This is a genomic window from Streptomyces sp. NBC_00873, from assembly GCF_045207415.1.
GTDB lineage: Bacteria > Actinomycetota > Actinomycetes > Streptomycetales > Streptomycetaceae > Streptomyces.
In genome coordinates, this window is the sequence record NZ_CP108803.1 from 3,240,145 (window position 1) to 3,258,328 (window position 18,184).

Below are 18,184 nucleotides of genomic sequence, written 5' to 3' on the forward strand. Positions count from 1 at the left end.
AACCGGAAGGGCTCGTTCTACGTGTCGTCCCGCAAGAGGGATACGGTCCACGTAGCCGTAGCCACGGCCTCGCGTACCCGGACTGAAGCGGAACCAGGCTTATTTCCCGCCATTTCCTGCATCGAAACCCGCTCTTTGATGTGACTTGCACGACGAAGACCGGCCCGGTCTGCATGGAACGGTCAGGGAGGCGTAGCCTTGATTTCCGCTGTCCATCACCTTGTGAAGCGGAAGAGGGCGGTTGCCGCCGTGTCGTCTCAGTCCCCCAGTAACTCAAGCATCTCGACCGACCAAGCCAGCCCGGGCACGAGCCCGGCTGCGGCTTTCGGCCCCAATGAGTGGCTCGTCGACGAGATCTATCAGCAGTACCTCCAGGATCCCAATTCGGTCGATCGCGCCTGGTGGGACTTCTTCGCCGACTACAAGCCGGGTACGTCCGGCACGGCGGACAAGCCCGTTCCCGGCGCCGCAGCCGCGGGGGCTGCGGTGGCCCCGGCCGCCACCGCACCGGCCCGGACCGATCACGCCGCGCCTGCCGCTCCGGCTGCCCCTGCCGCCGCACCGGCCGCCCCGGCGAAGCCCGCGGCTGCCGCTCCGGTCGCTGCCCCGGTGGCCCCGGCCGCGCCCGCCGCTCCGGCTGCGCCCGCCGTTCCGGCCGCTCCGGCTGCGCCCGCCGTTCCCGCCGCGAAGGCCGCCGCACCCGCCAAGGCGGCCCCGGCCACTGCCGCCGAGGGCCCCGAGTACGTGACGCTGCGCGGCCCGTCCGCCGCCGTGGCGAAGAACATGAACGCCTCCCTGGAACTGCCGACGGCCACGTCCGTCCGCGCCGTTCCGGTGAAGCTGCTCTTCGACAACCGCATCGTCATCAACAATCACCTCAAGCGCGCCCGCGGCGGGAAGATCTCCTTCACGCACCTCATCGGGTACGCGATGGTGCAGGCCCTCAAGGCCATGCCGTCGATGAACCACTCCTTCGCGGAGAAGGACGGCAAGCCGACCCTGGTCAAGCCGGAGCACGTCAACCTCGGTCTGGCCATCGACCTGGTGAAGCCGAGCGGCGACCGCCAGCTGGTCGTCGCGGCCATCAAGAAGGCCGAGACGCTCAACTTCTTCGAGTTCTGGCAGGCGTACGAGGACATCGTCCGCCGCGCCCGCATCGGCAAGCTCGGCATGGACGACTTCACCGGAGTCACCGCCTCGCTGACCAACCCCGGCGGCATCGGCACCGTCCACTCGGTGCCCCGCCTGATGCCCGGACAGGGCCTCATCATGGGTGTCGGCGCGATGGACTACCCGGCGGAGTTCCAGGGCACCTCCCAGGACACGCTGAACAAGCTGGGCATCTCGAAGGTCATGACCCTGACCTCGACGTACGACCACCGCGTCATCCAGGGCGCCGCCTCCGGCGAGTTCCTGCGGATCGTGTCCCAGCTCCTGCTCGGCGAGAACGAGTTCTACGACGAGATCTTCAAGGCGCTGCGCATCCCCTACGAGCCGGTCCGCTGGCTCAAGGACATCGACGCCTCGCACGACGACGACGTCACCAAGGCCGCGCGGGTCTTCGAGCTGATCCACTCCTACCGGGTCCGCGGCCACGTCATGGCCGACACCGACCCGCTGGAGTACCGCCAGCGCAAGCACCCCGACCTGGACATCACCGAGCACGGCCTCACCCTGTGGGACCTGGAGCGGGACTTCGCGGTCGGCGGTTTCGCCGGCAAGACGCTGATGAAGCTCCGCGACATCCTCGGTGTGCTGCGTGAGTCGTACTGCCGCACCACCGGCATCGAGTTCATGCACATCCAGGACCCGAAGCAGCGCAAGTGGCTCCAGGACCGGGTGGAGCGTCCGCGCCCCAAGCCGGAGCGCGAGGAGCAGCTGCGGATCCTGCGCCGCCTCAACGCCGCCGAGGCGTTCGAGACGTTCCTGCAGACCAAGTACGTCGGCCAGAAGCGGTTCTCGCTGGAGGGCGGCGAGTCCGTCATCCCGCTGCTCGACGCGGTCATCGACTCCGCCGCCGAGGCCCGCCTCGACGAGGTCGTCATCGGCATGGCCCACCGCGGCCGCCTGAACGTCCTGGCGAACATCGTCGGCAAGTCGTACGCGCAGATCTTCCGGGAGTTCGAGGGCAACCTCGACCCGCGGTCGATGCACGGCTCCGGCGACGTCAAGTACCACCTGGGCGCCGAGGGCACCTTCACCGGTCTGGACGGCGAGCAGATCAAGGTCTCGCTGGCCGCCAACCCCTCGCACCTGGAGGCGGTCGACCCGGTCCTCGAGGGCATCGCCCGCGCCAAGCAGGACATCATCAACAAGGGCGGCACGGACTTCACGGTCCTTCCCGTGGCGCTCCACGGCGACGCGGCCTTCGCGGGCCAGGGCGTCGTCGCCGAGACGCTCAACATGTCGCAGCTGCGCGGCTACCGCACCGGCGGCACCGTGCACGTGGTGATCAACAACCAGGTCGGCTTCACCGCCGCCCCGGAGTCCTCCCGCTCCTCGATGTACGCCACCGACGTGGCGCGCATGATCGAGGCGCCGATCATCCACGTCAACGGTGACGACCCCGAGGCCGTCGTCCGGGTGGCCCGGCTGGCCTTCGAGTTCCGGCAGGCGTTCAACAAGGACGTTGTCATCGACCTCATCTGCTACCGCCGCCGCGGTCACAACGAGGGCGACAACCCGGAGTTCACCAACCCGCAGATGTACACCCTGATCGACAAGAAGCGCTCGGTGCGCAAGCTCTACACCGAGTCCCTCATCGGTCGCGGCGACATCACGCTGGAAGAGGCCGAGCAGGCACTCCAGGACTTCCAGGGCCAGCTGGAGAAGGTCTTCGCGGAGGTCCGCGAAGCCACCTCGCACCCGGCCCAGACCCATGTCCCGCAAGCGAAGCCCGAGTTCCCGGTCGCCGTCACCACCGCGGTCTCCGCGGAGGTCGTGAAGCGGATCGCCGAGTCCCAGGTCAACATTCCGGAGCGGATCACGGTCCACCCGCGCCTGATGCCGCAGATGCAGCGCCGTGCCGCATCGGTGGAGAACGGCACGATCGACTGGGGCATGGGCGAGACCCTGGCCATCGGTTCGCTGCTGATGGAGGGCACCCCGGTCCGGCTCGCCGGCCAGGACACCCGCCGCGGCACCTTCGGCCAGCGCCACGCGGTCCTCGTCGACCAGGTGACCGGCGAGGACTACACCCCGCTGCTCTACCTCTCCGACGACCAGGCCCGCTACAACGTCTACGACTCGCTGCTCAGCGAGTACGCGGCGATGGGCTTCGAGTACGGCTACTCGCTGGCCCGCCCGGAGTCGCTGGTCATCTGGGAGGCCCAGTTCGGTGACTTCGTCAACGGCGCGCAGACCGTCGTCGACGAGTTCATCTCCTCGGCCGAGCAGAAGTGGGGCCAGACCTCGGGCGTCACGCTGCTCCTGCCGCACGGCTACGAGGGCCAGGGCCCGGACCACTCGTCCGCCCGCCCGGAGCGTTTCCTCCAGATGTGCGCGCAGAGCAACATGACGGTCGCCATGCCGACGCTCCCGTCGAACTACTTCCACCTCCTGCGGTGGCAGGTGCACAACCCGCACCACAAGCCGCTGGTCGTCTTCACCCCGAAGTCGATGCTCCGTCTCAAGGCGGCGGCGTCCAAGGCGGAGGAGTTCACCACCGGCGGCTTCCGCCCGGTGATCGGCGACGACTCGGTCGACCCGAGCGCGGTCCGCAAGGTCGTCTTCTGCGCCGGCAAGGTCTACTACGACCTGGATGCCGAGCGCGAGAAGCGCGGCGTCAAGGACACGGCCATCATCAGGCTGGAGCGTCTGTACCCGCTGCCGGGTGCCGAGCTGCAGGCCGAGATCGCCAAGTACCCGAACGCCGAGAAGTACCTCTGGGCCCAGGAGGAGCCGGCCAACCAGGGTGCCTGGCCGTTCATCGCCCTGAACCTGATCGACCACCTGGACCTGGCCGTCGGCGCCGACGTCCCGCACGGTGAGCGCCTGCGTCGCATCTCGCGGCCGCACGGCTCCTCCCCGGCGGTCGGCTCGGCCAAGCGCCACCAGGCCGAGCAGGCACAGCTGGTCGCCGAGGTCTTCGAGGCCTGACCGGCAGACGTACGAACCGAAGGGCCCGGCACCGCGATCGTCTCGCGGTGCCGGGCCCTTCGGCCTGTACGGGGTGCGGCGGCTTCCGGCGGTTTCCGGCAGGACGTCAGATCAGCTGCGGCTCGAAATCCCAGAAGGGCCGGTTGCGCGAACGCGCCGAGACCGTGTGCACGTGCTGTGCCCCCAGCGTCGAGACCAGGTCGCCCAGCGCTTCGCTCTCCACCTTGTCGGCCCGCTGCCGGTCCCGGGTGCCGCGCAGATCCGCCGCGTACGCAATCCGGGCGGACAGGCTGAGCGGATGAGTACGGCCGAGTGCCTCGGCGGCACGCGCGATGACCGATTCCATCAGGGCCGCCGCGGACTCCGGCTCACCCACGAGATTGCGCAGCGCCGAGGCATTGATGGCGACGCCGAGGGTCCACGGGTGGTTCTCACCGACGGCGCGCGTCATGTCCAGGAGCGCGTTCTCGCCCAGGACGTGCGCCTGCTCCCGCTCTCCGACGTTGCGCAGGATCAGGGCATGGTTGGAACGGACCCCCGCTACGTACGGGTGGTTCTCGCCGAGCATCCGTACGTACCCGTCGACGACGCGTTCGCTTATCGCCCTCGCCTGGTCGATGTCCGCGTGCTCGCGGGCGAAGCAGCTCTGTCCGGCCGCGAACATCATGGTGAGGGGGTCGTCCTCGCCGAGCACCCGTTCGCTGCGCTCGAGTACGCGGGTGAAGCGGGACGCCGCTGCGGTCCGGTCGCCACCGCGGTAGAGGCACAGGGCCAGATTGTGTTCGGACAGGAGCGTCTGCGGATTGTCCTTGCCCAGGACGATGTGGTGGATGCGGGTGCTGCGCGTCTGGAGGGACTCGGCCTCGGCGTACCGGCCCAGGAGCCGCAGATCGGTCGAGTAGTTGATCTCGGAGCTCAGCGTCCAGCGGTGGCGTTGTCCCAGGCGGTCCCGGTGCTTTTCCAGGGTGCGCCGGTTGAGCTCCTGCGATTCCTCGTAGCGGCCGAGCAGTCGGAGCGAAATGGCCAGGTTGTTCTGGGCGGTGAAGGTACGGGAGTCTTCGCCGAGGATTTCGCGGTAGGAGTTCAACAGCCGCTGCGACATCTCCAGGGCGTCCTCGTACCTGCCGAGCCCCCGGAGATCCGCGGCGAGGCCGGTGGAGGCCCGCAGGAACTCCAGGTCCTTCTCACCCCGCTCCCTGCGCAGATGATCGACCGCGGCCTGCTCCATGGCTGCGGTCTCCGCGTAGTTGCCCACCGACCGCAGCAGGTTGGCGTAGTTGTAGGTGAGGTCCCAGATCCGCGGATGGGTCTCGCCGAGCAGTTCCTTCCAGGCGGTCATGGCCCGCCCGGCAAGCTTGATGCCCGCCCGGTACTCCCCGGAGAAGTACATGTAGCGCAGGCAGTTGAGCACCAGGGTGTGTACGGCAGGATCGGTGCTGCGCAGGACATCAGCCCATTTGAGGTGCGGTGTGATCTCGGCGTAGGCGGGCCACTGCCGGGAGTCGGTGGGCCGACCGGGGTCCGCGGCGGTGAGCGCGCGACGTACGACGCCGGCGAACTCCTCCCGGTCCCGCTCGGGCATGTCCTTGCCGATGATCTGGTGCACCATGCGGTGCAGGTAGACCGATTCCCCGGCGATGGACGCCTCGTCGACGGACGGCTCGTGGGATTCCAGCCGGACTACGGAGTACTGGCGGAGCTGGCTGATGGCACGGTTCCACAGCAGTGGGTCGTTCATCAGCCCGGCCAGTTGCTCGGGCAGATCGCCGGAGGGCATGTCCTTCAGCAGCCGCACCGGAATCGACCCGGGCGCGAAGAAGCTGCACAGGCGCAGCAGGTCGACGGACTCGGGGACGGTCTCCCTGAGTTTGTTCAGCAGTATCGACCAGGCGGTCTGGAAGGCCAGCGGGAAGTCCGCGGACACCTTGACGACGTCCTGGTCGATGCCTCCGCTCAGGAGTTCGATATACTCCTCGACCGACATGTCGGAGTCGTTGAGCCAGCCCGCCGTCTGGTCGAGCAGGAGGGGCAGATCCTCCAGGGCCTCGGCGAGCCGGTCCGCGTCGGAGGGAGTCAGCCGGGGTGCACGGCGGCGGATGAAGGAGACCGACTCGTCCCTGCTGTAGACCGGGACCTCGACGAGATTGCTGTTGTGCTCGCCCCACTCGGGGTTGCGCGAGGTGATCAGCACATGGCCGGGGCCGGTCGGCACCAGGTCCCAGATGTGCTCGGGTTCGTCGGCGCCGTCCAGGACGAGCAGCCAGTGGGCGTGCGGATCGCCGCGCCGAAGGGAGTCGCGGACCGCCCGGAGCCGCTCGCCGTACTCGGCACCGGTGGGCAGACCGAGTTCGGGGGCGAGTTCGGCGAGCTTCTGGCGGTACAGGGCCCGGCGGTCGGCCGGTACCCACCAGACCACGTCGTACTCGGAGCCGAACCGGTAGACGTACTCGGCGGCCAGCTGCGTCTTCCCCACGCCGGACATCCCGTGGAACGTGACGACACCGGCGCCACGCCCGGCTCCCTGGAACGCGTGATAGGTGTCGCCCAACAGGCGCTCGCGTCCGGTGAAGCGTGTGTTGCGGCGGGGAACTCCGCCCCAGACCTCGGGGGTGTCCGCCGGGAATCGTGGCCCGGGCCTGGTGTCTGCCTGGTCGGGCAGCGGGTCCGTGGGCAGGGACAGGCTGAGCAGCATGCGGCGTTCGGCCTCAGCGGCGCCGACGTTAGTGAGATCGGCGGCTCCGAAGACAGAGGTGGCGGCAGGCAGCGCCGACGTGGTGAGCGAGACCGCCGCGAAGCGCTCGCGGTCGAGTGCGACGACCTGCCGCAGCGCCCTGTTCCACTCGTCATGGCTCCGGGGGCCGAGCTGGAAGTACCACTCGCTGAGAACGACGAGGATGCGCCCCGGCGCGAGCATCAGGTCCTGGAGCGATTCCTCCAGCGTGGCATCGTCCTGCGGATCCCAGCGCTGATAGACGACATGCACTCCGCGCCGTTCGAGACGGTCCCCGATCCAGGCTGCCCAGGCTCGGTTGAATCCGGCGAAACTGATCGTGACGGATTGCGTCCCCGATGTTTCAACTTGCTTACCTGCTAGGGGCATTCAGCCGTCTCCCTGCATCAGTACAAGCCCTACTAACTTATCATCAGGAAAGGTCGGTGACGGTGATCCAATGCCACGCGGGGGCCGCCGTCACACACGACCGGAGTCGTTCCTCTGCTGCCATATCACGCGGGCCGTGCTCACATAGGCGCGCGCGCGGGCCAGATGGCCTGTCGGGGGCGGACAATCCGCCAGACGGTGGTAAAGCGTGATCAGTTCATTGACGACGGCCCTTCCCTCCGGGGTGAGCGCGCCGGACCCGGCGAGGATCGGCAGAACCGCACCGGTCTGCTCCCGGCTGCGTGTGTGTTCGGTCCAGGCGATGTCACGCAACCCGGCGCTCTGCGCGTCGAGTGCACACCGCTGCCAGAAGTCGGCGAGCGCGAGATGGGCGTATGCGCCCTGGAACAGCCCGTCGAAGGGCCGGGGGTCGGGTCGCCAGGGCGCGAAGTGACGCGGGGTCGTGTCCTCGCGGTGCAGCGGAACCAGCGCGGCGAGCGCGGCCAGTTTGGTGTGCTGAAGTTCGTGCACGAGCGTCGAGGCCAGGAGGGCCGGGGAGGCCGGCCTGCTGCTCAGGACGGCGCCGAACGCCTCGCGGCGGGTCCCGCTGCAGTGGGCGGCCCCGTCACCGCCACCGCCGGATCCGGGCGGCGGCGCGAGCGGGACCACACACCGCAACAGGGTGCCCGCCTCGGCGAGCCGGTGAGCGCCCCCGATGCGCAGCAGGGGCGTCACGCGCGCCCAGGACGCCGCCCAGGCGCCCTGTTCCCCGGTGTCCCGCGGGGCGGCGTCGCCGAGGCCGTGGCGGCGCTGCCCGCTGCCGGACGTGCGGTAGGGGTCGAGGTCGTCGAGCGGCACGAGGACACCGCCCGCCACCAGGGCCGGAAGGGCGAGCAGGGGCAGCCAGCGCGGGTCGGCGGGCTCGGCCGTGCGACCGCCGAACCGGACGACGAGGTCCGTCGCGTCCCTCTGTCGTACCGTCAGCCGCTCCCCGTCGAAGCGGAGGTCGGCCTCGCCCGGGAGCGTGCGCAACGAGCCGAGCGTGGGCAGCGGCAGCGTGGTGGCGACGGCGGTGAGCCGAGCGGTGAAGGGCAGTGCGGACCGGATGGCCGCCGCCGCGGCGATGGCTCCCAGGTGCGAGAGACCGGCTCGCAGCACCGGTCCGCCCCGTCCGGAGAGCAGGCCGTACAGGCAACTGCGGACCCAGGGGCCCGCCAGCGGATAGAACAGCACCGATCGCGCGGCGTCCCGGTCGGCTCGCTCCGCCGCCGCCAGCAGCGTCCAGTGGTCGTGGAGCCGGTCGAGTCGGTCGGTGGGGCAGACGTCCGCAGGCGCCTGGCCGGCGGCGTCGAGCAGCGCCCGCAGCGAGGCGAGCCTGCGGGTGTGCTGGTCCCGGGCGAGCAGGTCGAGCGCCTCGGGCCCTCCCTCGGTCCGGCCCAGCTCGCGCAGGAACCGGTCGGGGACGGCGGAGGTCATGCGGGGGCTCCAGCGGTCGCGTCGGACAGCCCGGCCGCGACATGGCGGATCAGCCGGTCGAGGTCGGCGCAGTAGACGGAGGGGTTGATGAAGCCGTGTCCGGCGCGGTACCGGTGGGCGTAGTGGCCGCCGCCGCAGACCGTGAGCAGGGGGCAGGAACGGCACGTGGCGGCGAGCGCACCGGCGCCCGTCTGACGTGCGGCGACCCCCGGGTGGCGCAGGGCCCGGTCGAAGCTGTGCCGGAAGACGTCGAGTCCGGTGGCGGCTGCCGTGTCATAGGCCGATTTGAGGGAGTCGACCTGTTCGATCGAACCGTCGGTCTCCACGACCACGGCATTGAGCGGGTCGAGGCCGAGGGCCTCGGCCGCGGCAGGCAGCCCGAGCAGGAGCGCGAGGCATTCCTCGAAGAGCCGTATCCGGGTCTCGCGTCGCCCGGCCGGCCACCAACGGTCGAAGACGGAGCACAGCCAGTCGCCGTACGGGGTGGGCCGGCCGCCGGTCCGTTGCGCTCTCGCTGCCGTGGCGTCCTGCGGCCGGACGCCGGTCAGACCGGGGGGCGGAGCGGACCAGTTCCCGTGCGGCAGCAACAGGTCCAGGGTGGGCGGGCGAAGGTCGAGGAGCGAGGCGTACATCTCTACGGGATCGCTCTGCAGGTCGACCACGGCGAGGATGCCGGCGTAGGCCTCGGGGTGGTGGTCGGTGAGGAGGCGTGCGCCCCGCAGGGCGGCGGGCCAGGACGGGCGGCCCGCGTGGTCGACACGCTGGGTGTTGTGGGCGGGCAGACCGCCGTCGAGGCTGATGCCGACCCGAATGCCCGCGCCGGCCAGGGTCGCGATGCCGGCGTCGGTGAGCAGCGTGGCATTGGTCTGCACGGTGGTGTGCAGGACGCAGCCTTCGGGAAGCCCCTCACGCACCCGGCCGGTGAACGCCGCGAGCCGTTCGACGCCGGCCAGCAGGGGTTCGCCGCCGTGCAGTACGAGGGCCACCTCAGTCAGCCGGTGGGCCGCGGCGTGCTCGGCAATGCGGGACGCGGTGTGCTCCAGGACATCGGTCCGCGCCGCGGCGGGGCGGTCCCGCCAGGTCCGGTCCGGCCCCGCATACAGGTAGCAGTACCGGCAGGCGAGGTTGCAGCGGCCGTGCATCTTGACGATGAACTGCCGGAACGGCACCGCGTCGTGACGTTCGGGCCAGGTGTCAGACGGCGCGCGCGTGGTCGTCTGTCGAGACACGCCGACCCCCTCGCTGTGCGGCCCACGGCACGCCCTGCCGGACGGCCCCCGCCGTCGAGGGGAGTCTCTCTGGCCCGGCGGGACCGCAAACACCGCTGCGGCGAGGTTGCCCTGTTCGCTGGGGCGGACGGCCGAAACCGGCCGGGTCGCCCGCCCGGCACGGGCCCGCTTCCCTGCCGGGGTGCCCGGCCCAACCGCTCAAAGGGCGCTCTGGAAACCCCACAGCATCTCCCCCGGCCGTTCGGAACGACCGCGCAGGTCCTCGATCACCGCCCTGAGGACCGGATGGTCCACGGTGCGCAGCGTCTCGAGATCGATCTCCAGCAGGTCGGGGAGGACCCCTGCGCCACTCTCCGGCCCCTGCGTCGGGCTTGCCTCGTCCTTGCGTGCGGACACGCTCATCACCGCTCCCGGTTACCGTCGTACTCGGCTCACTGCCCTGCGCTCGTCCGTGGGCGCAAGGCACCTGGTGTTCCGGCTGCGAGCGCACGCCGTTGTGCGCTCATCGCTCGAGCTCGGCAAGGCGGGCCGCGGTCGACTCACCCGCCGCGCCGCCGCCGTCCGGCATCGTGCGCCACTCCTGGGCGGCCGCGCGGTAGGCCTCGCGTGCCGCTCGGGGCCGGCCTGCTTCTTCATAGGTCATACCCCGACAGTGGTTGGCCTGAGCACTCAACTCCACTGCTTGTTGCAACTGTTGCGGATTCTCGCGCTCGGCTGCGGCCGTCCGGGCCGATTCAGCAGCGCCCCGGAACGCCTCGGCCGCCTCGTCCAGACGGGTCGGCCGGTGCAGCACGTGGTACGCGTCGACGTGCGACCGGCCGAGTTCCAGCAGGCAGCGTGCGGCAGTCAGCGGATCGCGTGCTTCCCGGGCCGCGAGCCCGAAGAGATGCTCGGCCTCCCGCAGATCGACCCGGTCCTCGGTGGCTCGGTGGCGCAGCATGAGGGCCCGGCCGAGCATGAGCAGTCGGCCCGCCTGGCTGTTGCTGTCCGAAGGGGTCTCCGTGCGGCAGTCGCGCAGGATGCGCACTGCCGTGCCGATGTACGGCCGCCCGTCGGGCAGTTCGGCACGGCGCAGCATGATCTCGCCCCATTCGGCGAGCAGATCCGCGTAGGCCCGGGAGTCCCGCGGCACACCGCGGGCGGCCCGGCCGAACCACTCTGCCGCGCAGCCGAGTTCGTCCGCGTCAGCGGTGTGCTCGTACCGAGCCGCGCAGACCCGGCCGGCTCTGATCTGCAGCAAGGCGCGCGTGCGCTGGTCGCGTACGGTTGCCAGCGCCTGCTCGACCAGTGTCGATGCCTCGTCGGGCTCGGCACCCGAGGCCAGCAGGGCATCCACCAGGTCCAGCAGGATCCGTGTCTGCGTGCCCGTGGTCTGCGCGCCACCCTCCCCGGCGAGCACCCTGCGCAGCGAACGGGCCCCCTGTCCCGCGTAGAGCCGGGACTGCTCGGGGTCGGCGGTCGCCCGGGCCAGGTGCAGCAGTGTGCGGCCGTGCGCCAGCGGCAGGCTCATCGGGCGGTTCTCCTGGTCGGGCCAGACATCGGCGAACGCCTCCAGCATGCCGACCGCCCCCTGCAGCAGAGAACTGTCACCGCTGAGCCGCCATTGCGCCTCCATCGCCCGCACCCGCTCCAGGGTGAGCCGCAGCGCTTCGGCGGGGTCGAGTCCGGGCGCCGCGCAGGCGACCGTGTACTCGGCGTCGGCGCGGCGCAGGAGGCTCAGCGCCGCGCGCCGGTCGCCGCGCCTGCGCCGGTCGTCGGCCGCGGCGTGCAGCACCTTGGCCAGCACCGCCCGTTCGCGTACCGCCCCGGGATGCGCGGCGGCCCGTTCCGCGGCGTTCTCGGCCTCGCGCAGGAGGTCGTCGCCGCCCTGGACCTCCCACAGCCGCAGCACGCAGCGCGCGTACTCGGCCCACAGTTCGGGGTCGGCGCCCGGGTGCCGCTCGCGCTCGGTCGCACCCCGGAGCAGCTGCACGGCGTCGATCAGGTACTGCACCATGCTGTCCGAGTCGAACTGGCGCAGGAGTGCGCGGGCGCTCTCCACCGCCGTGTGTGCCGTCCGGCCGGGAGTGTCGCGGCCGCCCCGGTCGCCGTAGAGCGCGAACTGCTCGGGCAGGGGCATGAAGCGCTCCAGTACGCGCGCCGCGACCTCGGCAAAGGGATGGGGAACGCGCGACCCGCCGCTGCTGCCGCTCTCCCCGTTCTCGTCACCCTCGTCGTTCTCCCCGATGCCGCCGCCCTGCGCGTGGCGGCCGAGGTCGGTGGCGTACGAGGAGGCGCGCCGGCCGTCTCCGAGCTGGGCGAACGCCAGCGCGGGGAAGTTCGGACCGCCCTTGCCGAACCGCTGCTCTATGTACTCCGAGCAGTGCTTGAGCACGAGCAGTGCCTCGTCCCGTCCCAGCGGTCCGAGCAGCGCCTCCTGGACGCCGGGCGCGAACTCGTACCACTGCCCGTCACCCGCGCCGTCGCCCTTGCTCCGCGAGATCAGTCCGCTGAGCAGCACCTCGGCGAGTTCGGAGGGGCCGGAGTCGGGCAGCATCGTCCGCTGCACCAGCTGCATCACCGGCAGGTAGAGCGGCGCCGCGGCGAGATAGACCGCGAGCTGCCCGGCGACCGGTGAGGCCGCCGAGCGGAAGCGGCTGACCAGCTGGAGCGAGGACAGCCGGTCGCCGGGGCGTGGTGCGGGCGCGGCGGGCTGGTCGGCCCTGACCCAGCCGACCGCCCCGGAGATCCGGCCGGCGCCGGTGCCGGAGAGCAGTCGCGCCCAGGCGGCGAGCGCGCCCGCCACGGGCGGGAGTACGGGCACGGCGAGGGCGCCGGGACGCGCGGTGGGTACCCCGCCCGCCTCCTCGGTGACCTTCAGGACCGCGGCACCGGAGAGCCCTTCGCCGCGGGAGAGCGCACCGTAGGTCACCGGCAGCCGGGTGCGGTTCCACATCCGCTGCGGCAACGGCTGCAGTACGGCGGTGGGGGCCTGCCGGGCCAGCTGGTGGAGCAGCCGGTGGGCGCGCCCGCTGTGCCAGAGCGGTCCGGCGCAGTCGCTGACCAGGACGGTGACGCGGCGGCCGGTCGGATCACTGAGCCGGTCGGCGGAGTTCAGCGGGGCGGCGGCCGGGTCGGGACTGCGGCTGACCGCGCAGGAACCGTCGGGGCCACGGTGCAGATAGCGCACCTGGACATCCCGAAACGCGCCCAACTGACTGAAGATCTGCTGGAGTTCGCCGAACATACGGTCCCAGACACGCATCGACGAGGAGGCGTCCATGACGAACTGCAGCAGTGCGTCGGCGCGGGACACCCCGCGGAACACCGGGATGATCAACCCTCCTGCGCGGGCGCTCAGTTCGGCGGTGGCCGTCTCGTCCAGGGTGCGGCGCAGGGGTGGCGCGGCGGGGCGATAGCGCTGCAAGGGACGTAAGGCTCGCTGGATTTCAAGAGGTGCGGGCAGGGCGGGGGCAGCGGGCACGCCGAGGGTGAGGGTGGCGGCGCTGCGACGCCCATGGCCGTGCGGCCCGTCACCCTCGCGCTGCCCGTCGCGGTGCGGGACGGAGTCCGCGGGCGGTACCGGATACAGAGCTATCCGGCGGTCGGTGGCCGCGGACTCCCCCTGCTCCGCGGGCTCGTCGTCGTCCGGGGCGGCGCCCGTGCCGTGGGCGCGCCCGGCCGTGGTGCGGGCGGACGGTGTGGCCGGTCCCGCGTCGGACAGCTCGGCGCGTGAGAACGGTACGGCGGGGCCGCCCTGCGCCTCGGCTCCTTCCGGCGTGTCGGCGTGACGGGTCCATTGGGCGAGCCACAGGGCGTCGCAGAGCTGTTCGGCGTCGGGGTCGAGCCCGGCCTCGCGCAGCCGGGCGACGAGCGCGGGCAGCAGGCCTCCGTCGTACGGCTCCGGTTCCGCAGGACGCCCTCCCCCTGCTCCGTCCGGGCCGTGGCGTGCCGCGGCGTCGGGCATCAGCTCATCACCTCGGCCTGTCGAGTCGCTGGATGAGCAGGTCGGCGAGCCGGTCCCGGCCGGCGGGGGCGGCCGCGTCGGTGAGGTAGATGGCATTCAACAGCTGGTCGGTGGCCAGGAGTTCGCTGCGCGACCGCTCCAGGAAATGGGCGATGAGATCGTCTCCGGAGCGCGCCGCCTCGTCGCCGAGGTGGGCGCGGACGAAGGTGGCGAGCCGCTGGTGGTCGGGGCGGCCCAGCTCCAGGTGGATGCAGCGCCGCATCAGCGGAGCCGGGAAGTCGCGCTCGCCGTTGCTGGTGAGCACGACGAACGGGAACGCTGCACACTGCACACGGCCGCCCTTGACCGTCACCTTGGTGCCGTCGTCGGTCAGCACCTCGGCCTCCCCGTCGGGCAGCCGGTCGGCGATGCGCTCCAGTTCCGGAATGCCGAACTCGCCCTCCTCCAGCACGTTGAGGAGATCGTTCGGCAGGTCGATGTCGCTCTTGTCGAGCTCGTCGATGAGCAGCACGCGGGGCCGGTCGGAGGGCAGCAGCGCGGTGCCGAGCGGGCCGAGCCGGATGTAGCTGCCGACGTTCTCCGCCGCGTCCGAGCCGGCCGCCCCGGCGGCTGCGCCGTGCGCGGCGATCTGGACGTCCTGCAGCCTGGCGATCGCGTCGTAGTGGTAGAGGCCGTCGAGCAGCGTGGACCGGCTGACGATGGGCCAGCGCAGGACCCGGCCGAGCCTGAGTTCATGGGCGACGGAGTGTGCCAGGGTGCTCTTTCCGGCACCGGGGCTGCCGGTGACCAGCAGCGGGCGCCGCAGGTACAGCGCCGCGTTGATCATTTCGAGCTCTTCCGCGCCGGGCCGGTGGAGTTCGGCGATGTGCCGGTGGCCGCCGAGACGCCGGGTGGCGGACCCGTCCGTCCGGTCGCTCCCGGTCCCTTCGTCGCCGGGGTCCGGGGCCTCGCGGGCCGCGAAGTCCCGCCAGGGTGGCGGGGACGGCAGCTGTTCGATGCCGTCGTGCGGTTCACCGGCCCCTCGGTAGATGAGCCACTCGCTGGGTTCACTCATAGCGTGTTCCTCGTCGTCACTCGTCCGCCAGGTCCGGTGTGAGGGGCAGCAGCCGTCGAACGTGCCTCACGGTATCGATCCGTGAACTCCCCCGTAAGAGGCCGGTCGGCGCTGTTCACGGCGCCTCCAGGAGCTGACCGGAACCGGGGAGCATATGGTGCGGATCGTCATAGAACAGGACGACTCCGTAGGACCAGAACGCATCGGCACGTTCCGCCTTCACGTCCCTTCTCAACTCGTGGATCCGCTGCGGCAGCCGGTCGGCGGTGCGGGTCTCCGCGACGGTGTTGAGGGCGCGCCGATGGAATTCGGAGCAGACCCCGTCCGGTTCCCCGGTCCGCCGCCACAGGGCCACCCCGAAGCCGCCGTCGAGGATCCGCACCAGTCCGGCCGTGGTCTCCGGGTCCGGCCGGCCGCCGTACCGGCAGAGGACCGGCACGGTCTCGTACGCCAGGGTGTGCAGCCTCGCCACCTCCGGTACGCGTACCCCCATTCCGTCCTCGCAGTCGACGACTTCGGCCTGCATCAAGGAGTTCCGGGTGCTGTTCCAGCGGGCCATGCGCCGTCTTTCCCCGTCGTCGTCCGGCGGCTGCCCCCGCTCCGAGCAGCGGACGACGACCGGGCGTACGGCCCCGAGCGGCAGCCCGTCGGGGGTCACCTGCCAGTTGTCGACGTCCAGGCCGAGCAGCGCCGGTGGGACCGCGACCTGGAGCATGGCGGGGCTGTCGGGTTCGTCGCACCGCCGGAACGCCTCGGCGAGCGGGGCGGCCAGCCGGTCCGGTAGCGCGCCGAGCCCGGTGCCCTGGCTGTCCTCGGCGACGGGCAGGACCTCCCCGGTGCGGCGGGCGACGCCGATCCGCCAGTCGTAACGGTCCCGTTCCCAGCCCCTCGGTTCCAGTTCCAGCAGGACGAAGGCGCGTTCGCCGTACCGGGCCGGCCCGCCCCTCGGCTCGGGGGCCCGCTGGTGTTCCTGGTCCCGGCTCTGCCGGACGGCGCGCCAGTGCAGCACGAGTTCCTGCCGGAAGTCGCGGGACAGGTCCTCGTCGGCGATCCGTTTCACCCATTCCCACAGGGACTTCGTGGCGGCCCGGGTGGACGGCACGTCGTACGGACGGTCGGCGGCGAGGACGCCCATGCAGTAGCGCAGGATCAGTTCGAGTGCGGCGTCGCGGTCGCGGACGCGGGCGTCGTACAGCGCGCCGAGTCCGTCGCGCCAGCCGCGCGGCGCCGGACGGAGATCGCGCGCATGGACGTTCGGCAGGCCATCGAGGAGCCGCAGCAGATTGCGGGTGCTGACCGGCGGCGGGAACTCGGCGAGCCTGCCCAAAAGGTCGATCCGCCGCTTGGGGCTGAGCACCCGGCCGGGCGGGCCGGGGAGCTCGCTCTGCACATCGGCCCAGGTCCGCTCGGTGGACGCGGGGCTGCTGTGCCGGTCGGCGTGGTAACGGTCGTGGGCGTGGAAGACGGCCTGGTACGTGTCGTCCGTCTCGGTCTCCACGGGTCCGGCGGGCACGGTGAGGGAGCGGAGCCGCTCGATTCCGATGGCGGTGCCGCCCTGGTGGCCGTCGAGCCGCGATTTGATCACGCCGACGACCTCACCGCGGGTGACGTCCACGACGGGCCCGCCGGACATCCCTGGCGCCAGCCAGTCCTCGGCAAGCCGGATCTGCTGGTCGGCATCGGCCCAGCCGCCGAACGTGCCCTTCACCTCGCAGTCGCCGCTGAGCGTCGTCAGCCCGCCGCCCGGGGCGGGCGCCCAGCCCACGACGCGGACCTTGCGGCCGCGGAGCATGGCCTCCGAGCGCTCGGTGACGTACACGCAGGGGTGTTCGACGGGCCGCCGCAGCTGGATGAGCGCGAGGTCGGGCGCGGGCCAGCCCTGGGCGCCGGCCGGCCGGGTCTCGGGCAGCGCGGTGAGCACCACGCCGGGGACCTCGGTCAGCCCGGCGTCGTAGGGGTCGGCCCTGAACAGCACGTTCACCTCGCGCCCCTCCCCCTGCATGGCGACATGTGCGCACGTGAGGACCCAGCTCGGGGCGATGAAAAAGCCACTCCCCAGGAAGCCCGGACCGGGTTCGTCAGTGGCATACCCGTCCCCCCGGCGATGGATGCGTACGGTGGCGTCCCGCACGAGGTCCATGAGCGCAGCCTCCTCCGGCCCCGGACCCCCTTCCGCGCCCCCGGCGGTCTCCTGCGTCATGACCCGCCGCCGTCGGGGGTCGCGGCACCGTCGGGGTGCGCCGGTGCGCCGGGGGATGCTCCGGCGGACGCATCGTCCGCGGATGCGGGGGCGTGCGACGGCAGGGACGCGGGGTCGGGCCGCGCGGACCCCGGCTGCACGGACCCCGCGGGTGCCGGTCCCGGCGGCGCCGGTGGTGCGGGCGGGGCGGCGGGCGCGGGCGGGGCGGACGGGATGGGTGGCATGGGTGGCGCGGCGGCCTGCGCGGGCACCTGCGGCGTGATCGGCGGATCGACGGCCGGGCCGCCACCGCTCCAGGTGAGCGTGACCTTGATGGCGCCCTTGGCCTCCCCGTCCGCGAGAAGTCCGACCACCTTGCCGGCCTTGGCGGTGAGCTCGATGCCGAATTCGACGCTGACCTCGTCCGGCCGCACGGCCCGCAGCGGCTCGGCGAGCGACCGCGCGACGCTGGTCACCACCCCCTGCAGGCTCTCCACCCGGGCCTGCACCTGGTCGGCGAAGTCCGAGAAGCCGGTGTCCGTGTAGGACAGTCCGTTCCCGGCCGGCCGCCGCTCAAGTTCCTCGGCCCCGGAGATGCGTGCCCAGACCGGTGTGCCGTCTGGCATCTCAATGCGTGCAATACGGGCCCTGCTGTCACTCATGACACCCCCCGTTCCCCGAACTCCCCGCAGGTTAACGGCAGTACGCGATCGATGCGATGCACATCCGTCAGGACGCCGGGGCCGGGTGCACCGGTTCTCGGACGTTTCCCGGCCGGATTCCGGCGCCCCCGCCGAGGGTCCCGGCGCCCGCACTCCCGGCCCCTGAGGGCTGTCACCAGGCATGAAGACCCACCGGCAATTGGGGGGCGGTCTAAACTTGCGCCATGTACTTCACCGACCGTGGCATCGAGGAGCTGGAGAAGCGGCGCGGCGAGGAGGAGGTCACTTTCGAGTGGCTCGCCGAGCAGCTGCGTACGTTCGTCGACCTCAATCCCGATTTCGAGGTGCCCGTCGAGCGCCTCGCGACCTGGCTGGCCCGGCTGGACGACGAGGACGAGGAATAGGGCGACGCCCCGGGGCGCGTCCGTCGGCCCCGCCGG

Annotated in this window: 10 protein-coding genes; 2 read left to right on the plus strand and 8 right to left on the minus strand. The window is 71.5% G+C overall.

Annotated features, from left to right (window positions below):
- The first annotated feature begins 249 nt into the window (after positions 1 to 249).
- Positions 250 to 4,098 carry a multifunctional oxoglutarate decarboxylase/oxoglutarate dehydrogenase thiamine pyrophosphate-binding subunit/dihydrolipoyllysine-residue succinyltransferase subunit gene (locus tag OH809_RS14460; protein ID WP_406515197.1) on the plus strand — a complete coding sequence of 1,283 codons (3,849 nt, stop codon included), beginning with the start codon at positions 250 to 252 and terminating at the stop codon, positions 4,096 to 4,098.
- A 106-nt stretch (positions 4,099 to 4,204) separates the two neighbouring features.
- Here the strand turns inward: OH809_RS14460 and fxsT are convergent, their stop codons facing one another.
- The 8 genes from fxsT to OH809_RS14500 all read right to left on the minus strand — a co-directional run bounded on the left by fxsT (position 4,205) and on the right by OH809_RS14500 (position 17,744).
- Positions 4,205 to 7,198 carry an FxSxx-COOH system tetratricopeptide repeat protein gene (gene fxsT / locus OH809_RS14465; RefSeq protein ID WP_406422003.1) on the minus strand — a complete coding sequence of 998 codons (2,994 nt, stop codon included), beginning with the start codon at positions 7,196 to 7,198 and terminating at the stop codon, positions 4,205 to 4,207.
- Positions 7,199 to 7,288: 90 nt separating this feature from the next.
- On the minus strand, positions 7,289 to 8,674 hold the full coding sequence (locus OH809_RS14470) for an aKG-HExxH-type peptide beta-hydroxylase (protein ID WP_406422002.1): 1,386 nt from the start codon (positions 8,672 to 8,674) through the stop codon (positions 7,289 to 7,291).
- Positions 8,671 to 9,816, minus strand: a complete 1,146-nt coding sequence (locus OH809_RS14475; RefSeq protein ID WP_406425188.1) for an FxsB family cyclophane-forming radical SAM/SPASM peptide maturase — start codon at positions 9,814 to 9,816, stop codon at positions 8,671 to 8,673. The genes OH809_RS14470 and OH809_RS14475 overlap by 4 nt, the downstream gene beginning before the upstream one ends.
- Before the next feature lie 285 nt (positions 9,817 to 10,101).
- Positions 10,102 to 10,305 carry an FxSxx-COOH cyclophane-containing RiPP peptide gene (gene fxsA / locus OH809_RS14480; protein ID WP_406515198.1) on the minus strand — a complete coding sequence of 68 codons (204 nt, stop codon included), beginning with the start codon at positions 10,303 to 10,305 and terminating at the stop codon, positions 10,102 to 10,104.
- 100 nt (positions 10,306 to 10,405) lie between these two features.
- Positions 10,406 to 13,849: an SAV_2336 N-terminal domain-related protein gene (locus OH809_RS14485; protein ID WP_406422000.1), complete on the minus strand. Its 3,444-nt coding sequence runs from the start codon at positions 13,847 to 13,849 to the stop codon at positions 10,406 to 10,408.
- A gap of 7 nt (positions 13,850 to 13,856) precedes the next feature.
- Positions 13,857 to 14,903 carry an AAA family ATPase gene (locus tag OH809_RS14490; protein WP_406421999.1) on the minus strand — a complete coding sequence of 349 codons (1,047 nt, stop codon included), beginning with the start codon at positions 14,901 to 14,903 and terminating at the stop codon, positions 13,857 to 13,859.
- 115 nt (positions 14,904 to 15,018) lie between these two features.
- A complete protein-coding gene (locus OH809_RS14495; RefSeq protein ID WP_406421998.1) occupies positions 15,019 to 17,043 on the minus strand; it encodes a trypsin-like peptidase domain-containing protein in 2,025 nt (674 codons plus the stop codon).
- A 56-nt stretch (positions 17,044 to 17,099) separates the two neighbouring features.
- Entirely contained in the window at positions 17,100 to 17,744 is a 645-nt protein-coding gene (locus OH809_RS14500) for a CU044_2847 family protein (RefSeq protein ID WP_406421997.1), read from the minus strand.
- Between the two features lie 224 nt (positions 17,745 to 17,968).
- On the opposite strand from OH809_RS14500, the gene OH809_RS14505 reads away from it, so the two are divergent.
- Positions 17,969 to 18,148 (plus strand): DUF6104 family protein, encoded by a 180-nt coding sequence (locus OH809_RS14505; RefSeq protein WP_023586593.1) that lies wholly within the window; start codon positions 17,969 to 17,971, stop codon positions 18,146 to 18,148.
- Positions 18,149 to 18,184: the final 36 nt, after the last annotated feature.